20 protein-coding genes are annotated in these 19,644 nt (G+C 53.9%); 14 read left to right on the forward strand and 6 right to left on the reverse strand.

Features of this window, described 5'->3' with window-relative positions; translation table 11 throughout:
* Nucleotides 1-197: 197 nt before the first annotated feature.
* Nucleotides 198-1,343 carry an iron-sulfur cluster carrier protein ApbC gene (gene apbC / locus Q0835_RS00090; RefSeq protein ID WP_298814096.1) on the reverse strand — a complete coding sequence of 382 codons (1,146 nt, stop codon included), beginning with the start codon at nt 1,341-1,343 and terminating at the stop codon, nt 198-200.
* A 383-nt stretch (nt 1,344-1,726) separates the two neighbouring features.
* On the opposite strand from apbC, the gene Q0835_RS00095 reads away from it, so the two are divergent.
* The 7 genes from Q0835_RS00095 (at nt 1,727) to glp (ending at nt 7,240) form a co-directional block, all read left to right on the forward strand.
* Nucleotides 1,727-2,407: an SDR family oxidoreductase gene (locus Q0835_RS00095; protein WP_298957665.1), complete on the forward strand. Its 681-nt coding sequence runs from the start codon at nt 1,727-1,729 to the stop codon at nt 2,405-2,407.
* 31 nt (nt 2,408-2,438) lie between these two features.
* Nucleotides 2,439-3,029 carry a GNAT family protein gene (locus tag Q0835_RS00100; RefSeq protein ID WP_298957666.1) on the forward strand — a complete coding sequence of 197 codons (591 nt, stop codon included), beginning with the start codon at nt 2,439-2,441 and terminating at the stop codon, nt 3,027-3,029.
* Nucleotides 3,030-3,235: 206 nt separating this feature from the next.
* Complete coding sequence (locus Q0835_RS00105) at nt 3,236-3,694, forward strand: BLUF domain-containing protein (protein ID WP_298814102.1); 459 nt, start codon at nt 3,236-3,238, stop codon at nt 3,692-3,694.
* 219 nt (nt 3,695-3,913) lie between these two features.
* On the forward strand, nt 3,914-4,810 hold the full coding sequence (fdhD, locus tag Q0835_RS00110) for a formate dehydrogenase accessory sulfurtransferase FdhD (RefSeq protein WP_298957670.1): 897 nt from the start codon (nt 3,914-3,916) through the stop codon (nt 4,808-4,810).
* Between the two features lie 5 nt (nt 4,811-4,815).
* Entirely contained in the window at nt 4,816-5,448 is a 633-nt protein-coding gene (gene mobA / locus Q0835_RS00115; RefSeq protein WP_298957672.1) for a molybdenum cofactor guanylyltransferase MobA, read from the forward strand.
* Entirely contained in the window at nt 5,445-5,966 is a 522-nt protein-coding gene (gene mobB, locus Q0835_RS00120) for a molybdopterin-guanine dinucleotide biosynthesis protein B (RefSeq protein ID WP_298814109.1), read from the forward strand. The genes mobA and mobB overlap by 4 nt, the downstream gene beginning before the upstream one ends.
* The gene (gene glp, locus Q0835_RS00125; RefSeq protein ID WP_298957674.1) at nt 5,963-7,240 is read left to right on the forward strand and encodes a gephyrin-like molybdotransferase Glp; all 1,278 of its coding nucleotides are present in this window, start codon (nt 5,963-5,965) and stop codon (nt 7,238-7,240) included. Before mobB ends, glp begins: the two co-directional genes overlap by 4 nt.
* A 53-nt stretch (nt 7,241-7,293) precedes the next feature.
* Here the strand turns inward: glp and Q0835_RS00130 are convergent, their stop codons facing one another.
* Nucleotides 7,294-8,289, reverse strand: coding sequence for an MBL fold metallo-hydrolase (locus Q0835_RS00130; RefSeq protein ID WP_298814113.1), 996 nt, complete (start codon nt 8,287-8,289; stop codon nt 7,294-7,296).
* Between the two features lie 186 nt (nt 8,290-8,475).
* Between Q0835_RS00130 and Q0835_RS00135 the strand changes: the two genes are divergently transcribed.
* Nucleotides 8,476-9,402 (forward strand): LysR family transcriptional regulator, encoded by a 927-nt coding sequence (locus Q0835_RS00135; protein WP_298957676.1) that lies wholly within the window; start codon nt 8,476-8,478, stop codon nt 9,400-9,402.
* Nucleotides 9,403-9,420: 18 nt separating this feature from the next.
* On the opposite strand, the gene Q0835_RS00140 is transcribed toward Q0835_RS00135, so the two are convergent.
* Nucleotides 9,421-10,068 (reverse strand): glutathione S-transferase family protein, encoded by a 648-nt coding sequence (locus Q0835_RS00140; RefSeq protein WP_298957678.1) that lies wholly within the window; start codon nt 10,066-10,068, stop codon nt 9,421-9,423.
* 546 nt (nt 10,069-10,614) lie between these two features.
* Between Q0835_RS00140 and Q0835_RS00145 the strand changes: the two genes are divergently transcribed.
* The 4 genes from Q0835_RS00145 (at nt 10,615) to Q0835_RS00160 (ending at nt 14,278) form a co-directional block, all read left to right on the forward strand.
* Entirely contained in the window at nt 10,615-11,391 is a 777-nt protein-coding gene (locus Q0835_RS00145; protein ID WP_298957680.1) for an ABC transporter substrate-binding protein, read from the forward strand.
* Between the two features lie 129 nt (nt 11,392-11,520).
* Nucleotides 11,521-12,234, forward strand: a complete 714-nt coding sequence (locus Q0835_RS00150) for an ABC transporter permease (protein ID WP_298814121.1) — start codon at nt 11,521-11,523, stop codon at nt 12,232-12,234.
* Nucleotides 12,231-13,058: an ABC transporter permease gene (locus Q0835_RS00155; protein ID WP_298814123.1), complete on the forward strand. Its 828-nt coding sequence runs from the start codon at nt 12,231-12,233 to the stop codon at nt 13,056-13,058. The genes Q0835_RS00150 and Q0835_RS00155 overlap by 4 nt, the downstream gene beginning before the upstream one ends.
* Before the next feature lie 53 nt (nt 13,059-13,111).
* Nucleotides 13,112-14,278: a PLP-dependent aspartate aminotransferase family protein gene (locus tag Q0835_RS00160; protein ID WP_298957681.1), complete on the forward strand. Its 1,167-nt coding sequence runs from the start codon at nt 13,112-13,114 to the stop codon at nt 14,276-14,278.
* 9 nt (nt 14,279-14,287) lie between these two features.
* On the opposite strand, the gene Q0835_RS00165 is transcribed toward Q0835_RS00160, so the two are convergent.
* Nucleotides 14,288-15,193 carry a LysR family transcriptional regulator gene (locus Q0835_RS00165; RefSeq protein WP_298957682.1) on the reverse strand — a complete coding sequence of 302 codons (906 nt, stop codon included), beginning with the start codon at nt 15,191-15,193 and terminating at the stop codon, nt 14,288-14,290.
* Nucleotides 15,194-15,557: 364 nt separating this feature from the next.
* Between Q0835_RS00165 and Q0835_RS00170 the strand changes: the two genes are divergently transcribed.
* Nucleotides 15,558-16,439, forward strand: a complete 882-nt coding sequence (locus Q0835_RS00170) for an NAD(P)-dependent oxidoreductase (protein ID WP_298957684.1) — start codon at nt 15,558-15,560, stop codon at nt 16,437-16,439.
* Nucleotides 16,440-16,450: 11 nt separating this feature from the next.
* A complete protein-coding gene (locus Q0835_RS00175) occupies nt 16,451-17,152 on the forward strand; it encodes a DNA alkylation repair protein (protein WP_298957686.1) in 702 nt (233 codons plus the stop codon).
* A 67-nt stretch (nt 17,153-17,219) separates the two neighbouring features.
* Here Q0835_RS00175 and Q0835_RS00180 read toward each other — a convergent pair whose 3' ends face one another.
* Nucleotides 17,220-18,293, reverse strand: a complete 1,074-nt coding sequence (locus Q0835_RS00180; protein WP_298957691.1) for a hybrid-cluster NAD(P)-dependent oxidoreductase — start codon at nt 18,291-18,293, stop codon at nt 17,220-17,222.
* Nucleotides 18,294-18,297: 4 nt separating this feature from the next.
* Nucleotides 18,298-19,533 carry an aromatic ring-hydroxylating dioxygenase subunit alpha gene (locus tag Q0835_RS00185; RefSeq protein WP_298957693.1) on the reverse strand — a complete coding sequence of 412 codons (1,236 nt, stop codon included), beginning with the start codon at nt 19,531-19,533 and terminating at the stop codon, nt 18,298-18,300.
* Between the last annotated feature and the right edge of the window lie 111 nt (nt 19,534-19,644).

The raw sequence follows: 19,644 nt of genomic DNA on the forward strand, positions 1-19,644 counted from the left end.
TCAACTGGATGAAAAAACTTACCTTTCTGGAGAATTGATTCAGATTTTCGAGTCGCATCAAACACAACCTGAATGACTGTGTCACGATCGTATACCGCTTCTGCCGGCTTCCGCGCAAAACGCAGCTTTCACCCATAAAAAAGCCGGCAACTCACAATGTGCCGCCGGCTTGTCTGCAAATTCGAAAGTGACCGCTCTCAGTCAAAGACGATCTTGGGAGCTCCCCGTTCCGGCGAACTCTCAGCGCGTTGAATGCCAGCCACAACCTTGGTTGCAATGTCCTTGTAGATTTCGGCCATAGCACCTTCCGGATCGGACACGACGATCGGTGTTCCTGCGTCAGACGTTTCACGGATCTTCATCGTGAGTGGGATCTCGCCCAGGAATGGCACAGACAAGCGTTCAGCTTCCGCCCTCGCACCGCCGTGACCAAAGATGTCATGCCGTCCGCCACAATCAGGACAGAGGAAGTAGCTCATATTTTCCACGATGCCGAGCACAGGAACATCAACGCGTTTGAACATGTTCAGGCCTTTGCGTGCATCGATCAACGCCAAATCCTGAGGCGTCGACACGATGACCGCACCAGCAAGGGGGACCTGCTGGGCCATGGTCAGCTGCGCATCACCGGTTCCAGGTGGCATGTCGACAACCAAAACGTCCAGATCTCCCCAGGCGACTTCTCGAAGCATCTGGGTCAGGGCGGAAATCACCATCGGTCCGCGCCAGATCATGGGTGTTTCCTCTTCGACCATGAAACCCATGGACATGACCTTGATGCCGTATCCGACCAACGGCTTCAGCACACGTCCAGAATCGGCTTCCGGTCTCCCTGATACATTGAAGAGCCTGGGAACGGATGGCCCGTAGATGTCGGCATCAAGGACACCTACCCTCAGTCCGTTTGCGGCCATCGCGAGCGCGAGATTGGCTGTTGTTGTCGATTTGCCGACGCCGCCTTTGCCGGAAGCAACCGCAACAATGTGCCGAATACCGGGAACACCTGGCTTGGCAGGCGCTTGCTCCTCCCGGGCCGGTTGGGCCCGGGGTGCCGGCGCAGTCGGTTGCGGTGCGTTTCTGGCGGCACCGGGTGCACGTTCTGCGGTCAGCGCGACCATTGCATTTTGAACGCCATCAACTTCCTTGACGACCTTCTCGGCTGCTTGGCGAAGGGGTTCCAACTCCTGCGCGCGCTCTGCCGGCACTGTTATGGAAAAGGCCACCCGGCCATCGGAGACAAACACATCGGAGACAAGTCCCAGAGAAACGATATCTCCTTCAAGATCCGGCCCTTTAATCTGCCTGAGGCGCTCCATGACCGCTGATTTAATGCTCTCGTTCATTCACTTGTCCTGTCGACTGATCCGACTTCTGCTGCCCTTTGGGGCAAAAACCTAGGGAACCCTAGTTTTCCTGACATCAAAAGCAATCTGTCAAAATGCTGCACATATGAGTCCTGCGCCCCAAAACTGTCCAAACCCTAGGTATTGCCCATTGCCGCAAATTCAAACCTTCAATCTTGAAACCGGCGACTTTTTTGGAGCCTTGAAGCGCGGCCAAGGCAACAACCTGTGTCGATTTTAGTTCGAAAACTGGACGTTCGGCCGATTGTCCCGATGAAACCATGAGGACAATATTTGCCTTGCAGTGCGAAAGTCCGAAGTTAGTCTTCGCACGGAGGTCCGTTCAGGATTCCCTCGAAGCAATCAAACTACAGGACTTTGCCATGCCGGCTTGCCTTATCACCGCGACCAACCGCGGGATTGGATATGAATTGGCGCGAACAGCACTTGCCAGAGGCTGGACCGTCTTCGGATCTGCGCGCACAGATGCAGCCGCAGATGAAACCGCCAAGTCCCTTGGCGAAGGATTCATTCCCCTGGTTTTCGACGTGACAGACCATGACAGCGTCCAGAATTCGGCAGCTTTGCTTTCCGATAAGGTCGACTTGCTGATCAACAATGCCGGTGTCATAGGCCCTCAGCGGCAATCTCCGCTCGATATGGACATGGCCGGATTTAGCGAAACGATTGCCATCAACACTATCGCTCCGCTCGCGGTCTCACATGCCTTCCTTCCGCACCTGCGACGCTCCAGCGCCGGCAGGATACTGACAATCTCGAGCCAAATGTCCTGGATGGGGTATCGCAAGTCGGACACTCTTGCCTATCGCGCTTCGAAGGCCGCCGTAAACAAGGTCATGCAAGGCCTTGCCACCGAGCTTGAAGCGGAAGGCATCCCGGTTGCCCTGATCGACCCCGGTTGGGTTCGCACGGATATGGGCGGCCCTTCAGCCGACAATTGCCCGAAGGACGTCGCGGACGGTATCTTGGATATCGCTGACAGTCTTTCCATTGCAGAGACCGGTAAATTTTTCAAATGGACGGGTGAAGAACGCCCCTTTTAGTCCCATTGTAAGGTTACTCAGGAGTCGCACTATGACATGGCCCCTTCCCGTCACGCTGACCGGCCAATACGCAACGCTTGCGCCCTTGTCACAAGAGCACGCAGCTGATCTTGCCGAGGCGGCCAATGAAGGCGATTTGTGGAAAGCCTGGTACACCACGGTGCCGAAACCAAGTGAAATACCGGCTGAAATCGACCGTCGGCTCGGCTTGCAAAAAAGTGGCTCAATGCTTCCCTTTGCTGTCCTGACGCCCGACGGCAAGGCGGTCGGCATGACCACCTACATGAACATCGACGCGACGTACAAGCGGGTTGAAATCGGTTCGACATGGTACCGAAAAGCCGTCCAGCGGACGCGAGTGAATACGGAATGCAAGCGCATGTTGCTTACGCATGCGTTTGAGGAACTGCAATGCATCGCCGTTGAATTCAGGACGCATTTCATGAACCGGCAAAGTCGCGCAGCTATCGAGCGTCTCGGCGCGAAACTCGATGGCGTCCTGCGATCCCACATGAGGACCACGGATGGTTCCTTGAGAGACACCGCCGTTTATTCGATTCTTCCTCATGAATGGCCAACCGTGAGAGCCGGATTGGAATTCAAGCTTGCCGAAGAACGCTAGTGCACTTTTCCACATAAAGATGAGGCCGCGTTGTTTTACGCAATCTTCTAATACTGCGCACAGACCCTTGAAGCACAAGGCCTGGGAACACTAGCCAACACATCCACGTGATTTTCAGCTCTTCTTCGGATTTGTTCCAAATTTTAAGCAAATGTGAGGAATTGAGGCGCACGCTGATCTCATCGGCAAAAAAGATGGGACACGCCATGGAACTCTATCGCGCTTGTTACCGCAGCCAGATCAGATGGAACAAAATGCATCTGCCGCTGCCCGACGAAATCGACAAAACCCTTCTGCGCATACGGCGAATCAATCGAAAGGCTGGTGTGACCGGGGCTCTTCTTCTCGTTGATCAGCACATTGTTCAGGTTCTGGAAGGGCAAACCGGTCAAGTGCTCGACACCGTTTATTGTGTCATGAACGATCCTCGGCTGCACTCCATTGAAGGCATCATTCATGAACCGGCGGACTTCCGCATGTTCCCGAATTCACTGATGTTCTTCCGGGACTTGAGTGACGGCATTGCAGCATCACAGCATGACGTCCTGCGCCCGTTGCTCGATCATCCAGGTGATGTGACACGTGAAGAAGCCTATGCAGCTTTCGGACATTTTGCCAAAGAGCTGCAAGAAGGTCGCCTGACCAACGACATGCTTATGATCTGAGTGGCACGGATCTGACGACGGTCCACGTCTCAAGCATCTGACGCGCCTGCTCTGGGCTGCTGCCTCGTGTCCCAAACTGTTCGGCAGCCTTCAGAGCCGGATGTCTCCACAGACTTTCGACTACGGGCAATCAAGTCTTCTCAAAAAATCTACCGCGTTGGTCCACCTGACGCCTTGCCCTTTGTCGTCATGCTCCCATAGTGTTTGCGAAACAATCACATGCGGAGTCGCCAGGCTGTGACAGGCCAATATGTTCTAAAACCCAACCCTCTTGATCCGAAACTCTCCACCTCCGTTCAAGGAATTGACCAAAACGGTGAAGCGGTCGAGACACGGGTCGTAACGGAAAAACCCCTAACGCTTTTCCTGAACAGGCAAGAAGTGGTCACGATGATGACAATCGGTGATCATCCCGATCTTCTTGCCGTGGGTTACCTTAAGAACCAGAACATGCTCGCCGACGATGATGTCATCACGGAGATCGAATACGATGATGATCTTGAGGTCGTTGTCGTGCGCACACAGCGTGAGACCGATTTTGAGGAAAAGCTGAAGAAAAAGGTGCGTACATCAGGCTGCGCCCAGGGCACCGTATTTGGCGACATCATGGAAGGTTTTGAAACCGTTGCCTTGTCAAAGGAAGCGCGTTTGAAAACATCCTGGCTTTATGCGCTGTCCAAGACCATCAATACGACCCCGTCCCTTTATCTTGAGGCAGGCGCTATCCATGGATGCGTCTTGTGCAAGCAAGACAACGCGCTGGTCTACATGGAAGATGTCGGTCGCCACAACGCAGTCGACAAAATTGCGGGCTGGATGGTCCTGAATGACGTGCCCGCCCATGACAAGATTTTCTACACCACGGGCCGGCTGACATCCGAAATGGTCATCAAGACCGTAATGATGGGCATTCCGATACTTGTATCGCGGTCCGGTTTTACCGCGTGGGGTGTCGAGCTTGCACGCAAGGCCGGTCTGACCTTGATTGGCCGCGCCAAGGGAAAACGCTTCGTCGCCCTTTCGGGAGCCGAAAGGATCGAGTTTGACATGGATCCGTCGCAGGCAAGCGATGAGCCGGACAAGATAAAGCGAAAAGGGAGCGTGCCAGCGGAATGAACGCTATGAGCAAGAGTGTGCCGATTGAAAATGTACTCGGCTGCGTTCTGGCCGGAGGTCAGTCCCGGCGCATGGGAGGTGGCGACAAGAGCCTTCTGGATATCGGCGGCAAGACAATGCTCGAGATGATCCTCGCCCGCCTGTCGCCTCAAGTGGACAGCATTGTCTTGAATGCCAACGGAGATCCGAGCCGTTTCGAACAATTCGGGCTGAGTGTTGTTCCGGACCCTATCGGTGGTTTCGCCGGACCTCTGGCGGGCATTCTTGCCGGGTTAACTTATGTCAAAGAACACAGACCGGACGTAACCCATGTTGTTTCGGTTGCCGGCGACACACCCTTTTTTCCGGCAACTCTCGTCAAAGATCTCTGCTCTTCGGTTCCATCAGAAAAACCCGTGATCGCGCTCGCCACATCGTCAGACAAGTTGCATCCCGTCTTTGGCCTCTGGCCGGTCAGTCTGTGTTCGGACCTTCATACCTGGCTGGCCACCGGACAGAGCGGCAAGGTACTCGCGTTTGTCGACAGGCACGACAGTGTCGAAGTTTCCTTCAACACCGACGCGACCACCGGTCTGGATCCGTTTTTCAACGCCAATCGGCCCGAAGACCTGAACACCGTCCGCAAAGCGCTTACATGACAAAAACCCCTGTTTTCGGCATCACCGGCTGGAAAAACTCCGGCAAAACACAACTTGTTACCAGCCTTGTTGGCGAATTCACCGCGCGTGGGTTCAAAGTGTCTACCGTCAAGCACGCACACCACAATTTCGATATCGACCGGCCAGGCGCCGACAGCTACCGGCACCGGGAGGCCGGCGCCAGCGAAGTCGCTCTTGTGTCCGGACGCCGATGGGCACTGATGCATGAGCTTCGGGGCGAAGAAGAACCACCGCTTGATGAAATTCTTTCCCGGCTTGCTCCGTGTGACCTCATTCTGATCGAGGGATACAAGCGGGAAAACCACGCCAAAATTGAAGCCAGACGGACCGAGACTCGCGATCGCGGGCGCCTCGCGCCTGCAGATCCGAACATTCTGGCTGTTGCAGCGGATCACGCTCAGCCAGACGAAACCCTGCCTGTGTTCGACCTCAACGATGTTAGTTCCATGGCGGATTTCATCGAATCCCATTCAGGTCTGAAAAGGCCGGCCACATGAGCGACAAATCCGTCCTTAACGACTGTTTTTTGCACGACAAGCAACGGCTGCGTCATCACGAAGCTCTGAATATCCTGAGAGAGCAAGTTACGACAATTGTAGAAACTGAAACGGTGCGCCTCGAAAATGCGCTTGAACGCATTCTCGCTGAAGACATCACCGCCCCACGAAACATTCCGCTCGCCGACAATTCAGCGGTTGACGGCTATGCCTTCCGTCATTCGGATTTTGAAGAAGCTGGAGGTTTTTTTCAGATTCAGCAGCGTATTGCCGCCGGTCATGCAAGCGATGCCACTCTAGGTCCGTGGGCAGCAGGCCGCATTTTCACCGGCGCAGTCATGCCGCCCGGTGCGGACACTGTCGCCATGCAAGAGGACTGCGAGACGCACCAGCAGGACGGGAAAGACTTTGTCATCGTTCCTCAGGGCCTCAAGAAAGGCGCCAATTGCCGGAAAGCTGGTGAGGACGTCAAGGAGGGAACAGCGCTCCTGGCTGCAGGGCACCGGCTGAGACCACAGGATCTGGCGGCCATCGCCTCAACAGGTCAGGCAGAGATCAAAGCCTTTCGTACGCTCAAGGTTGCACTGGTCTCAACGGGTGACGAGCTTCGCCGACCCGGCGATCTCATTTCTGTTGGCGATGTCTATGACGCCAATCATTTCCTGTTACGAGGGCTGTGTGCAGGGCTTCCGGTCGTGATTGAAGATCTCGGCATTCTCAAAGACGATGCGACGCTTATCGAGACCAAATTGAAGGAAACAGCGGACCGATTTGACCTTGTGCTGACAACCGGGGGCGCGAGCCTTGGAGAAGAAGACCACATTCTGCGTTTGCTCGACAAATTGGGTCAGCGATACATGTGGCAACTGGCGATCAAACCGGGCCGACCAATGATGTTCGGCAACATCGGGTCTTGCGCCTTTCTCGGTCTGCCCGGCAATCCGGTCGCCGCCATGGTCTGCTTTCTGCTCTATGCACGTCCGGTTATCAATGTGCTGGCTGGCGGCAGGTTCTTGGAGCCACAAGGATATCAGGTACCAGCTGCTTTCGAGGTGCCAAAGAAGAAACCGGACAGACGCGAATTCTATCGCGGTTGGCTGGAAAAAGACCCCGATGGCAATCCCGTGGCGCAAAAATTTCAGCGTGATGGTTCGGGGTTGATTTCTGGCTTGAGAGAAGCCGACGGATTGATTGAAATACCGGAAGAAACCACGGAAATTCGAATGGGGGACCTGGTTCGGTTTCTGCCCTTTTCGGAATTTGGCATTCGTTAGTTCGCGCGTAAGAACCGGACCCGGCGCAGCGCGCCGGGTCCATCAGTCGAAGTTTAGTAGGCGTAGGGCCAGCTAGCGGCGACGAACCGGTAGCCGTCGCCTTCTCGTGCGACATGGCCCATCCCCGGAAACGGAATATGGGCGCCGGCGAAGAAGAGCTTTTCGCTCGCTGCCTGATCAAAGAATTTTTTCCGGGTTTCAGCAGCTTGACCTGAATCGATATCAAATCCGATGCCCCAATCCGGCTTTGCGAATTGATAAACGGTCATGTGAATGATGTCGCCGGCTATCACCAGTGTTTCACCGTTGCTGTCGAATACATAACCCGAGTGACCGGGCGTGTGACCCGGCAAGGCCATCGCCTGAATTCCCGGTAGAATTTCCTTGTCACCCGAAACAAGCGTTTGATTGTCCTTGTAGGCCTCGGCAACACGCCGGGCGCCCAAGAAGAAAGGCTTGAACTGTTCAGGTGCGCCGTTCATGGCCCCGTCGTCAAACCAGAAGGCATTGTCGACTTCAGGCAGGATCAGCTCGGCATTGGAAAAGACGGGTTTGCCGTCTCCGTCAATTGCTCCGAACAAGTGATCCGGATGCATATGCGTGATCAGCAATGCGTCGATCTGATCAGGTGTGACACCGGCCGCCTCAAGTGCATTGGGCAACCGTCCCATGGTTGGACCGAGCGCGTCCGACGTGCCTGCATCGACCAAAACCAGCCGATCGCCGGTATTGACCAGAAACGCGTTTACGGGGATACGCAATGCCTCTCCTTCAATCATTGCGTCGCCGCGAAGTCTCTCGCCCTCACCGGCATCGTAGCCGACGACCAACTCCGGGGTAACATCCAGGTAGCCGTCAAGCAGAGCAGTGATTTCGAAGTCTCCGACCTTGTATCGAAGTGCACCGGCCATTGGCGCTCCGGCTTTGGGAGCTGCGGCGCTTGCCGGCGCCGACAGAACTGACATTCCCCCGGCCGCGGCAAGAGCTCCAGCTCCGGCTGTGGCCCCAAGAAGTGAACGTCTGGAGAGAGAAAAACGAGAATTTGGCATGAACGCCTCCAGGCTCGACCTTAAGTGATTGCAATCGGATGAACACCCGGAATGGTAGGAGCAACCGGGCTGTTCCATAAGTGTTTCATTCGCATGGTTTTTGAAGTCCCCGAGATCTTATAAAACTCATAAGCAAAAGTTATATAAGAAGCCTTGACCGCCTAGAGCTATTGGGAACCTTGATCGATGGAAAAAATCAGTGCGCTGTCCGGGTTCGTTCATTCTGTCAAACTGGGGAGTTTTTCAGCCGCTGCAAAACACCTTGGCATTTCACAACCGGCCGTCAGCCAACAGATTCGTGGCCTGGAAGACCACCTTGGCACCAGATTGCTGAACCGAACCACGCGACAATTGAGACTGACGGAAGCGGGAGAACGCTATTACGCCTATGCCCGCGATATTCTCGACCGCATTGCCGAAGCCGACCGTTCTGTTCAAAGCGATGAAGCACAGATGTCAGGCCCGCTATCGATCGGCCTGCCTTTGGGGTTTTCTGAAAGTGTGCTGTCGGACTTTCTGATCCGCTTCAAGCAGAACCACCCGTCAATTCTACTTGATGTGTCGCTGTCCGACATCTTTGTCGATGTTATTCAGGAACGATTGGATCTGGCTATACGCATGGGAGAAATAAGCGACGATCGATTGATTGTCCGAAAGCTGGGAACGGCACAAAGGTGTCTGGTTGCTTCACCGGATTATCTCGATAGGCGCGGACGTCCCCAACACCCCGCCGATCTGCCGGATCATGACTATCTGCTTTATCGCAATATCTCGACCGGCGACCGGGTACCGTTTATCAGTACGATCGGCGAGCGGCTATCCGTGCGCATTGTCCCGTCCATGATCGTCAACAACACGGCCACGTTGCGGCAAGCCGCCCTCGCCGGCCTTGGCATAACCCTTGCGAACCGGTGGCTTATCGACCCGCTTCTACGATCAGGCGAGCTGGAGCTGGTCCTTCCAGACTGGCAGTATCCGCCGCATCCCATTCATGCCGTTTATCCGTCGAACCGGTTCATCCCCTTGAAGGTTCGCCGGTTTGTGGACAGCCTGCAAACCTTCTTTGATCACCACGGCGCGTTCAACAATGGCTTGCAGGTGGCACACAGATAAAGCCGACGCTATTCCTGTTCAGATTTCGTCGACGGCGACATACCAAGTCTCCTTCAGAGCCTCGGTTTCCCATTCCTTCCAGGCCTTGGTCTGGGTCAATGCTTCCGTGTAGCGACGAACGATTGGATCTTCGGACAAGCCATACGTGGCAAACCGGCTGACCACTGGTGCATACATGGCGTCTGCTATCGAAAAACTTCCGAACAAAAAAGGCCCATTGGACGCATTGAGGCATTCGCTCCAGATATCGACAATGCGCGCGACATCCGCCTTAACAGCGTCATCGACATTCAATGCTTCAACCGGGCGGCGCATGTTCATGGGGCACGCTCCGCGCAAAGCTGAAAACCCTGAATGCATTTCCGATGAAATTGCGCGCGCCTTCGCGCGGTCTGCCCGATCCGCGGGCCACAATTCCTTTTCCGGATAAAGCTCTGCTGCGTATTCCATGATCGCGAGGCTGTCCCAAACGGTCAGATCACCATCCCTCAGCACCGGAACTTTCATGCTTGGCGAAAAGGCAGCGAATTCGGGATTGCCATTGTCGAAATCAAAGGGAACCAGGGTTTCGCGAAAAGGAACATCTTTTTGTTTCAGGGCAATCCAGGGCCTGAAAGACCATGAGGAATAGTTCTTGTTTCCAATGAACAATTCAATCTCTGCCATTTGGATTTCCTTTCAAGTTCGTCGATCTCGCAGCCTATCAGCAAGTTACATCACTGAGCTGGATGAAGTTCGTACGATGCTGAATCGGGATATACAAATTCAAGAAGTTCATGAATTCGATGAAAATTATTGATCTATTATCCGCAACTGAAAATAAACTGCGGAAACGCAAATCTTCATCATAATACTTATAGTATTTCCGTAAATTAAGCTAAAAATCATCATAATTTACTTAACGCGCATGAGTTTTTACGCCCGATTAAAAGAGTTCCAAGATCGGTTGATTGCAGCAACATGCTTTCCGCAGTTTCCAAAAAAGCTGCGAACTTTCACTCAGGAAGACATCCAAGGCGCAACAATTTTCCACAGCCAGACGCTGCCTTCCCTAACGGAATACACGCTGGGAATGCGAAAAAGGCACGCTAACACTGTGTTTTTTTCGCGCACATGCTTGAAATTCAGTCTGAAGTGTATGGAATAGGGCCATCGGGCAAAAAGGCAGGAAGAACCTGTCTGCGCCGCGAAAAATGATTAGGGGAACTAAATATGCGTGTATTGCGTATGGCTGCGGCCGCCGTTGCAGTTCTGGCTGTTGTAGGTGGCGCTGAGGCGAAAGACTGGTCCAAGGTGCGCATCGGCACAGAAGGTGCTTACCCTCCGTTCAACAATATGACGGCCAATGGAGACCTAGTTGGTTTCGACATCGATATCGCAAAAGCACTTTGTGCAGAAATGAAGGTCGAGTGCGAATTTGTCATTTCGGATTGGGATGGAATTATTCCTGGACTTCAGGCAGGCAAGTTCGACGCGATCATTGCATCTATGTCGATCACAGACGAGCGTAAGGAAAAAGTCGACTTCACTGCAAAGTACTACAACACACCACCTGCAATTGCAGTTCCAAAAGATTCAAAGTTGGAAGGGACTTCTGACGAAAACCTAAAAGGTGTAAATTTAGGTGCACAATCTTCGTCTACACATTCCAATTATGCAGAGGAAAAGCTCTCTTCCGCCAACTTGAGTCTTTACCCAACTGCAGAAGAATACAAACTGGATCTGGTGAGCGGTCGACTGGATGCAGTCGTTGATGATGTGGTTGTATTGTCCGAATGGCTTGCGACCGATGACGGTGCTTGCTGCAAGATCCTCGGCACGCTGACGCCGGATCCTGTGATCAACGGCGAAGGCGCCGGCATTGCAATCCGCAAGGATGACGGCGAGTTGAAGGAAATGTTCAACCAGGCCATCGAAGCCATTATTGCGAACGGCAAGTACCAGGAAATCAACGACAAGTACTTCACTTTCGACGTGTATGGCGGCTGATTTTATTCTGGATTGATCGCTAAATAAGCGCGGCGCGCTTGCGTGCCGCGCTTTGCTGTAGGGTAATAGCCCGCAGAAGGCCGGAGGGGCGGCCAACAACAACAACAAGACAGAAAGAAGCGCCGGCTCATGAATGAAGCTTTGACGCTGCTATCGTTTGGGGAACAAGGCTGGGGCGACACTATCGCGCTCGGCGTCATGATAACGGTCGCACTGGCAATCTGCACCCTGCCCTTTGGCCTCATCCTCGGGTTTTTGATTGCTCTGGCAAAAAACTCTACAGAACCCAGTCTGAAGCTCGCCGCCAATATCTACACGACTATATTTCGCGGCTTACCGGAACTTCTGACGCTCTTTCTTGTCTATTTCGGTGTCCAGATTGGCATTCAGCAAGGACTTAAACTGCTCGGCTTCGATGTCTATTTCGAAGTGAATTCGTTCGTCGCCGGCATGGTCGCGTTGGCACTGGTGTTTTCGTCATACGCGTCCGAGGCATTTCTCTCCGCATTTCGAGGCATACCGCAAGGCCAGTATGAAGGGGGCTATGCGCTGGGCCTGTCCCGTTATCAAACAATGACGCTTGTTATTCTGCCTCAGCTCATCCGACTCGCTCTCCCAGCGCTCAGCAATCTGTGGCTGATCCTTTTGAAAGAAACCTCGCTCGTATCAGTCATCGGACTTGCCGACCTGATCCGTGAATCGGGCATCGCGGCAAGGGTCACAAAAGAACCATTCCTGTTCTTCGGGCTCGCCTGCCTCATTTATCTCGTTTTGGCGATGATCTCATCTGCAGGGCTGAGCCGTGTTGAACGTTGGTCCAAACGGGGAGAGGCTTCAAGATGATTGCTGCCAGCCCTGAAACCGGAGCCAAACGCCCTCCAATCCCTCCGCGTCCCTGGACAAATACACGGATTTTTGGCAACGCACTGATGGCTCTCTGGATCGTCGCAGGTGTGTCGCTGGTCTGGTATCTGGGCACCAGCGTTGCGAGCCCCTTCTTCCAGAAATACTGGCCAAAATATATCGATGGGTTTCTGGTAACCCTGCAAATCGTCAGTTTGTCGCTGGTCCTTGGAATGATCCTGAGTGTGCCAGTGGCCTTCGCGCGCTCCTCAAGTTGGAAAATATTCTCTGCGCCCGCTTATGCATTCGTCTACTTCTTCCGCGGCACACCGCTTCTGGCGCAGACTTTCCTGATTTATTACGGCGCTGGTTCCTTCAGGCCTGAACTTGAAGCGGTCGGACTTTGGGGATTTTTCCGTGAAGCATTCAACTGCGTGATCTTCGCTTTCTCGCTGAATACGTCTGCCTATCAGGCCGAAATTCTTCGTGGTTCAGTCCAAAATGTGGCTAAAGGTCAATGGGAAGGTGCTGCTGCGCTTGGCCTTTCGAAACCCGTGACCTTTTTCAAAATTATCCTGCCTCAGGCTTTGATGGTGGCCCTGCGCCCTTACGGCAACGAAATCATCTTGATGATCAAGGGGTCAGCGATTGCGTCCATCGTAACCATCTACGACATTATGGGCGAAACCCGGCGCGCCTATTCCCGCTCTTACGATTTCCAGGCCTACATTTGGGCTGCGGTGATTTACCTGATGATCGTCGAGACTTTGCGGCGCATCTGGGACAAGATCGAAGATCGCCTCACCCGCCACCTGAAACGCTGATTGTCAGCACATTTACCGATTCCAACGTCCCTTTTCCATGAGGATACCTCGCTATGTCCGCAACCCTGCCCAAGGCTCAAGGCCTGCACCCAGACAGCCTGTTGGCACATGCCGGAGGTGGCTTCGATCAAGCGACCGGTGCAGTGGTACCGCCAATCCAGATGGCGACCACCTTTGTCCGTGACGAAGACTATGAACCTGTCAGCCCCGGTCACATCTACAGCCGGGACGACAATCAGCTCTACCAAAAGACTGAAGGTTTGATCGCTGCTCTGGAAGGCGGATCCCAGAGCCGATTGTTCGCTTCCGGAATGGCGGCAGTGGCCGCGGTGGCCCGTCTCGTCAAACCGGGTGGCACGCTGCTGGTCCAGTCGAACATTTACTGGGGAACCACGCTGTTCTTGCGCAAGCTGTGCGCCCGCAACAAAGTGGCATTGATTGAAGCAGACGCTGCGGACCTGCAAGCATTCAACGAGGAACTCTCCATAACCAAGCCGGATCTTGTCTGGCTTGAGGTTCCAAGCAATCCGTTTTTGAAGGTCGCGGACATCAGAAGCATAGCGCAACAGTGTAGCCAGACAGGTGCCGTCCTGGCGGTTGATGCGACTGCTGCAACCCCATTGATCCTGAAACCGCTGGAATTGGGTGCCGATCTTGTAATGCACTCAGCAACGAAGGCACTGAATGGCCATTCTGATCTGCTCGGCGGCGTCGTAACGGCAAAGGACGCAGCTTCAGAAAGCTGGGACTTGATATGCGAGGAACGAAAACTCGCCGGTGCCGTTCTCGGCTCGTTCGAGACATGGCTGCTCCTGCGTGGCCTCAGAACGCTGTCCCTGCGGGTGGAACGCATGAACAAGAACGCCATGGCAGTTGCTGGTTTTCTGGAAAAACATCCGCGGATTGAAGCGGTCCTCTATCCCGGTCTCAAGAACCATCCTCAGCACGATCTTGCCAAAACACAAATGCAGGCAGGATTCGGGTCTCTTTTATCCTTGCAGGTCAAGGGCGGCAGTGAGGCGGCCCTGAATGTGGCAGGCGCGCTGGATCTCTTCCAACGGGCAACTTCACTTGGTGGTACGGAAAGCCTCGTTGAGCATCGATTTACAATTGAAGGCCCAGGTTCCAGCATTCCGGAGAACCTGCTTCGCCTGTCAGTCGGAATAGAACACGCGGATGATTTGATTTCCGACCTCGATCAGGCACTGGCGGCACTTTAGGCCGATGCTCTAGCATATGCTTTTGGATTTGTGTTCCTGTTCAGCTCGCATGGTTCTGAGCCAACTCATGAAGGCTTTTAAGGGGGGACGTTTTACGCCCGGTCTCGATGCTATGTAGTATCCTGTCCCCTCATAGATGCTGCCCTCAATCAAAATGACCAGATTTCCTGTCTCAAGATCAGGCTCGACAAAGGCCGTCGCGACAGCGGAAATGCCGTCGCCACGCCGCAAACCCTCCAGGACCATGTAGCCGGGCATGTGGGTGACATTCAGTTTGCCACAAGGCACCTTCCCCTGTTTTTCCAACCAGAGTTTCAATTCGTTGCTGCCGTATTCCTGTAGCCAGGGGAAATCCAGAATGTCTTCGGGTTTCTCAATCTTTCGATCCTTGACCAGACAACTTGCGCCGACGACCGCGAAATGGGTCTCCATAAAGAGTTCAGCCGCAATCCCTGGCCAGTCTCCATCGCCATACCGGATCGCCAGATCAGCACCTCCTGGTGTCAATTCGACAACTTCAGGCGTTGGATTGAGCATCAATTCAATTTCGGGATGTTTCAGGCGAAAATCATTGATCCGGGGCATTAGCCAGCTGACAGCAAAGGACGGTGTGGTCGTTATGTGCAAAGGCCTTGCCGCATCGTCTTCAAGGAGCTCATCCACCGTTTCCTGAATTGCCTCAAAGCCGCGTTTCAGGCCGTTGAAAAGCAATTCCCCTTCCGGCGTCAGTGCAATGCCGCGGCCTTCCCGGACAACCAATTGCTGACCCATGAAGGTTTCAAGACTACGAACTTGCTGACTGATCGCCGCGTGCGTGACATTCAGATCTCGACCTGCTGCTGAAAGACTTTTTCGTCCCGCAACCGCGGTAAAAGCCTTCAGCGCATTGAGGGGCGGAAGCGAGCGCCAATCCATATGTAATTTTTCCTTACATATTAAAAATCTTCCTGATTGGTAATTTGGGCGAAAAAGCATCACTTTTCAACCAGACACACCGATGAGGAGTTGTAAGCAGATGTTAAGTCTTCAAATTCAGAAGTTTCTCGATGCCAGTCGCTTCACATCCTTCACGCGTCCCGACCCGAGAACCCAGCAACACCTTGACCTCACGGCAGCTAGGCATGGGATACCCGCAAAGCTCTGGAAGCGCAGGCCTTACTGGCTCTGATGCGTGCTGTTAGCTGACAGCCGGCCGCAAATGGCCTAAAACCATGACGACTTTAAATACAGCAAGGCCCGGCAGATTTGCCGGGCCTTCTCATGCAAAAGGAACGTCTTCATGGCAAAGGTTGCATTCATTGGTCTCGGGGTCATGGGCTATCCTATGGCCGGTTTCCTGAAAACCAAGGGAGGCCATGAGGTCACGGTCTTCAACCGCACAACAGCAAAGGCCGAAAAGTGGGCTGCGGAATTTGGCGGAAGCGTCGCACACACGCCCATGGAAGCAGCCGAAGGGTGCGATTTCGTTTTTGCCTGTGTCGGCAATGATGAAGATCTAAGGTCGGTAACAACCGGACCGGATGGTGCTTTTCACAGTCTTAAAACCGGGGCTGTTTTTATCGACAACACAACTGCTTCGGCCGATGTCGCCCGCGAACTCTATGCTGCTGCAAAGGAAAAAGGGTGCGGATTTATCGATGCACCGGTTTCCGGTGGTCAGGCAGGCGCGGAAAATGGTGTCCTGACGGTGATGTGCGGTGGTGATCAGGACGTGTTCGACAAAGCCAAACCGGTTATTGACTGTTTTGCAAAGTTCGTTGGTCTCATGGGTGACAGCGGCGCAGGTCAACTGACCAAGATGGTCAACCAGATCTGTATCGCAGGGCTTGTTCAGGGGCTCTCCGAAGCTATTCATTTCGCCAAAAAGGCCGACCTTGACGTCGAAAAGGTCATCTCGGCGATCCGCGGCGGTGCCGCACAGTCTTGGCAGATGGAAAATCGCTGGCAAACCATGAATGCCAGCGAATTCGAATTTGGGTTCGCAGTTGACTGGATGCGCAAAGACCTTGGCATCTGCCTAAGCACCGCCAATGAAACAGGTGCACGTCTACCGGTAACCGCTCTTGTCGACCAGTTCTATGCCGAAGTTCAGGCAATGGGTGGCAATCGTTGGGACACGTCCAGCCTGATTGCGCGACTTGAAAATGCCGACAAGAAATAAAGTCGGCTGACATGAAAGTGCGAGATGACGACCACTTGACCGTCGATGATGTCCTGGCCGAACTCCGGTGTTCCGGTTCGGACACAAACCGCGCTGGAATGGCGCGGTTTGGCATCGAGATCGACCAGGCATTTGGTGTGCCGATGTCAGTATTGCGTCCCTTTGCAAAAAAGATCGGCAGATCGCCCGAACTGGCTCGAGATCTCTGGGAAACGGGCTTTCATGAAGCACGACTTCTTGCGATCTTGTTGACACCCGCAAAGGACATGACACCTGAGCAGGCACTGACTTGGCTGGAAGACATCGGCTCCTGGGATTTGTGCGACCAGCTGACAAACGTTCTGGCGCGGCGTGCAGATTCGAACGCATTGGTTACGAAATTGGCCCTTGATGAGCGAGAGTTCGTCAAACGGGCTGCCTTTGCCCTGATCGCATGGCGCGCGGTTCATGCCAAGAAAGCATCTGATGCTGAGTTCCTTGAGCACCTGCAGCTGATCCGGGAAGCTTCGAGCGACGGACGAAACTTTGTCTGGAAGGCCGTTCACTGGGCATTGCGCCAGATAGGCAAGCGCTCAACTGACCTGCACGGCCCTGCCCTCGCCCTTGCCCTTGAACTTCAAGCTTCGGACGACAGAATTGCGCGTCGGATCGGCAAGGAAGCGGTCAAGGAACTGGATTCAGAGAAGGTGAGAACCCGTCTCGGCCTTCCCTGAGCTTATACCAACCTCAACGAATACTGCTGCCGCGATCTTTGTTTTTGAAAATGCTCAGGCCGACCGATCAGGCCTCAACCTCTACAGTTCCAATCGGGTTGGAACAACAAGCCAGTATAAATCCTGCCTCGATATCCTCATCACTGATACCACCGGAATGGATCATGTGAACCTCGCCGGCACCCTTCCTGACCTTGCATGTTCCACAAACACCGAAGGTGCAGCCCGAAGGAATGTTGAGACCAGCTTCTTTGGCAACAGCAAGGACGGTGTCCGTCTGAGAGCACCAGGCCGAAACATTCGAGTTGGTGAAGACGACTTGTGCCTGTTGATCCTCCTGAGGCACCACGTCATCGAAATCGGTGAGTTCATCCCTCGTTTCTGCCGGAGCCTGAAAACTCTCCTGATGATACCGCTCCATGTCATACCCAAGCGCATTCAGGATTTCGCGCACGCTTTCCATGAAGCCAGACGGGCCACAACAGAACACATCACGCTCCAGATAGTCGCTGCACATGAGCCCGAGCATCAATTGATTGAACCGGCCTCGATAGCCGGTCCAGACTTCGTATGGATCGCTTTGATTGACAACAAAATGCAGCTGCAATCCTGTGACCCGGCTTGCCATATATTCCAGTTTCTGCCTGAAAATCAGCTCCACCGGTCGGTGCGCGCATTGGATGAAGCAAATGTCAGGGTCTTCCCCTCTTTCAAAGAGCGTCTGCGCCATGGACATCACCGGTGTCACGCCGGAACCGGCCGAAATGAAGAGATACTTTCCATCAGGGACCGCAGGCAGGTGAAAAAGCCCCGCCGGGCCAAACGCTTTCAGGCGCATGCCTGGCCTGAGATGATCGAGCATCCACCGCGTGCCGACACTGCCCTCCTGCGCCTTCACGGTCACGGTTATGTAGGCGTTGGAGACCGGCGACGAAGATAGCGTGTAGGTTCTTTGAAGATTACCCCCTGGGACAGGCAAGTCCAGCGTGATGAACTGACCGGCCCGATAAACGAAACCAGCTCCTGACGGCGGGCGAAACGAGAAGGTCTTCACGTTAGGTGCTTCCGGCACCACCATCACGCATTCCAGCAGTTCCTCATCGGACCACACCGGCGTGTCGCGCGCAGGCATCGGGATCATGATCTTACTCCGCGGCCACTCGGAAACGGCCTAGCAGACCGGCTTCCAGCGTCCGGGCGTACCATTCAACGAACTGTATCACCCCGCTTTCCTGCACCGGTGAATATGGTCCAGGCTCATAGGCCGGCGATCTGATGCCTCGCTGATTTTCTTCAATGATCTGGCGATCTTCATTATTGGTATGGATCCACACTTCGGTCAGGCGGTTGAGATCGTAGTCAACACCTTCATTTGCATCCTTGTGAACCAGCCAGAACGTTGTGACCTCCGCCTCCATTGGCCCAATCGGCAAGACACGGAACATCAGAACATGATCTGACAGGAAATGGTTCCAGGTGTTCGGATAGTGAAAGAAGAGGCATGCGCCTGCGTGGTCGAATGGAATTGTTCCGGTCCGCCTGGAAACTGCAGCCTTTCCATCCATCGTATAGCTGACCGCTTCTCCGAGGATCGGTATGCGAACAAAGCGCCACTGCTCATTTTGTGAGATGACGTACCTGGATGCCAGACCGGCGCTTTCGCACCGCGAAATATGTTGCCTGGCTTCATTGGTTGTATTTGTATCGTCACCACCAAAAAGGTTCGGATCATCCGGAAATGTCCGGCATAGCGAAGGATGCGACCCCGAACAGTGATAGCACTCACGATTGTTCTCAAGCACCAGTTTCCAATTGCCTTTTTCAACAATGGATGACTGGTGGGCAACCTTCAGATTTGTCAGGTCATGTGGCCCAAGATACCGCGATGCCTGCTTTTCCAAAGCAGACGTATCAGGCGCGGCATCGGCAAGGCAGATGAAAATCATGCCGGAAACATCAATACAATGGACAGTCTTGAGGCTATGCTGTTTTGGGTCGAAATCCGGCCCCATATCGCGCGCCCAGAGCAGATTGCCGTCGAGTTCATAAGTCCATTGATGATACGGGCAGACAAGCTTCGGTGCCGAGCCCCGTGCGGCTGAACATATGCGGCTGCCCCGATGGCGGCAGGAGTTGTGAAATGCCCTGATCCTGCCGTCCGAACCTCGTACGACAACAATTGAGTAATCCCCGATCTGCAGCGTTACATAGTTGCCAGACTTTGGCAGCTCGGCGCTTGGCACGGCGAAAACCCATTCCTTGTGCCAGATGTTCTTCATATCCGCCTGAAAAACATCCTCGTCGGTATAGAATGCCTGCGGCAGGGAATATCCCGGCCTGCGGCTCATCAACAAAGAAAGTATGTCCGCATCGCTGTACATAGTGATTGGTCCTTTCCAATCGGCATCATCGATCCGTGTTCCTGATGAACTTAGAGGCTTTTTTGCATTTCCCGTAGTGCAAAAGCGGCACACGCTTATTCAGTTGAGACA

This window comes from uncultured Roseibium sp., assembly GCF_947499295.1.
In the GTDB taxonomy this organism is placed as follows: domain Bacteria; phylum Pseudomonadota; class Alphaproteobacteria; order Rhizobiales; family Stappiaceae; genus Roseibium.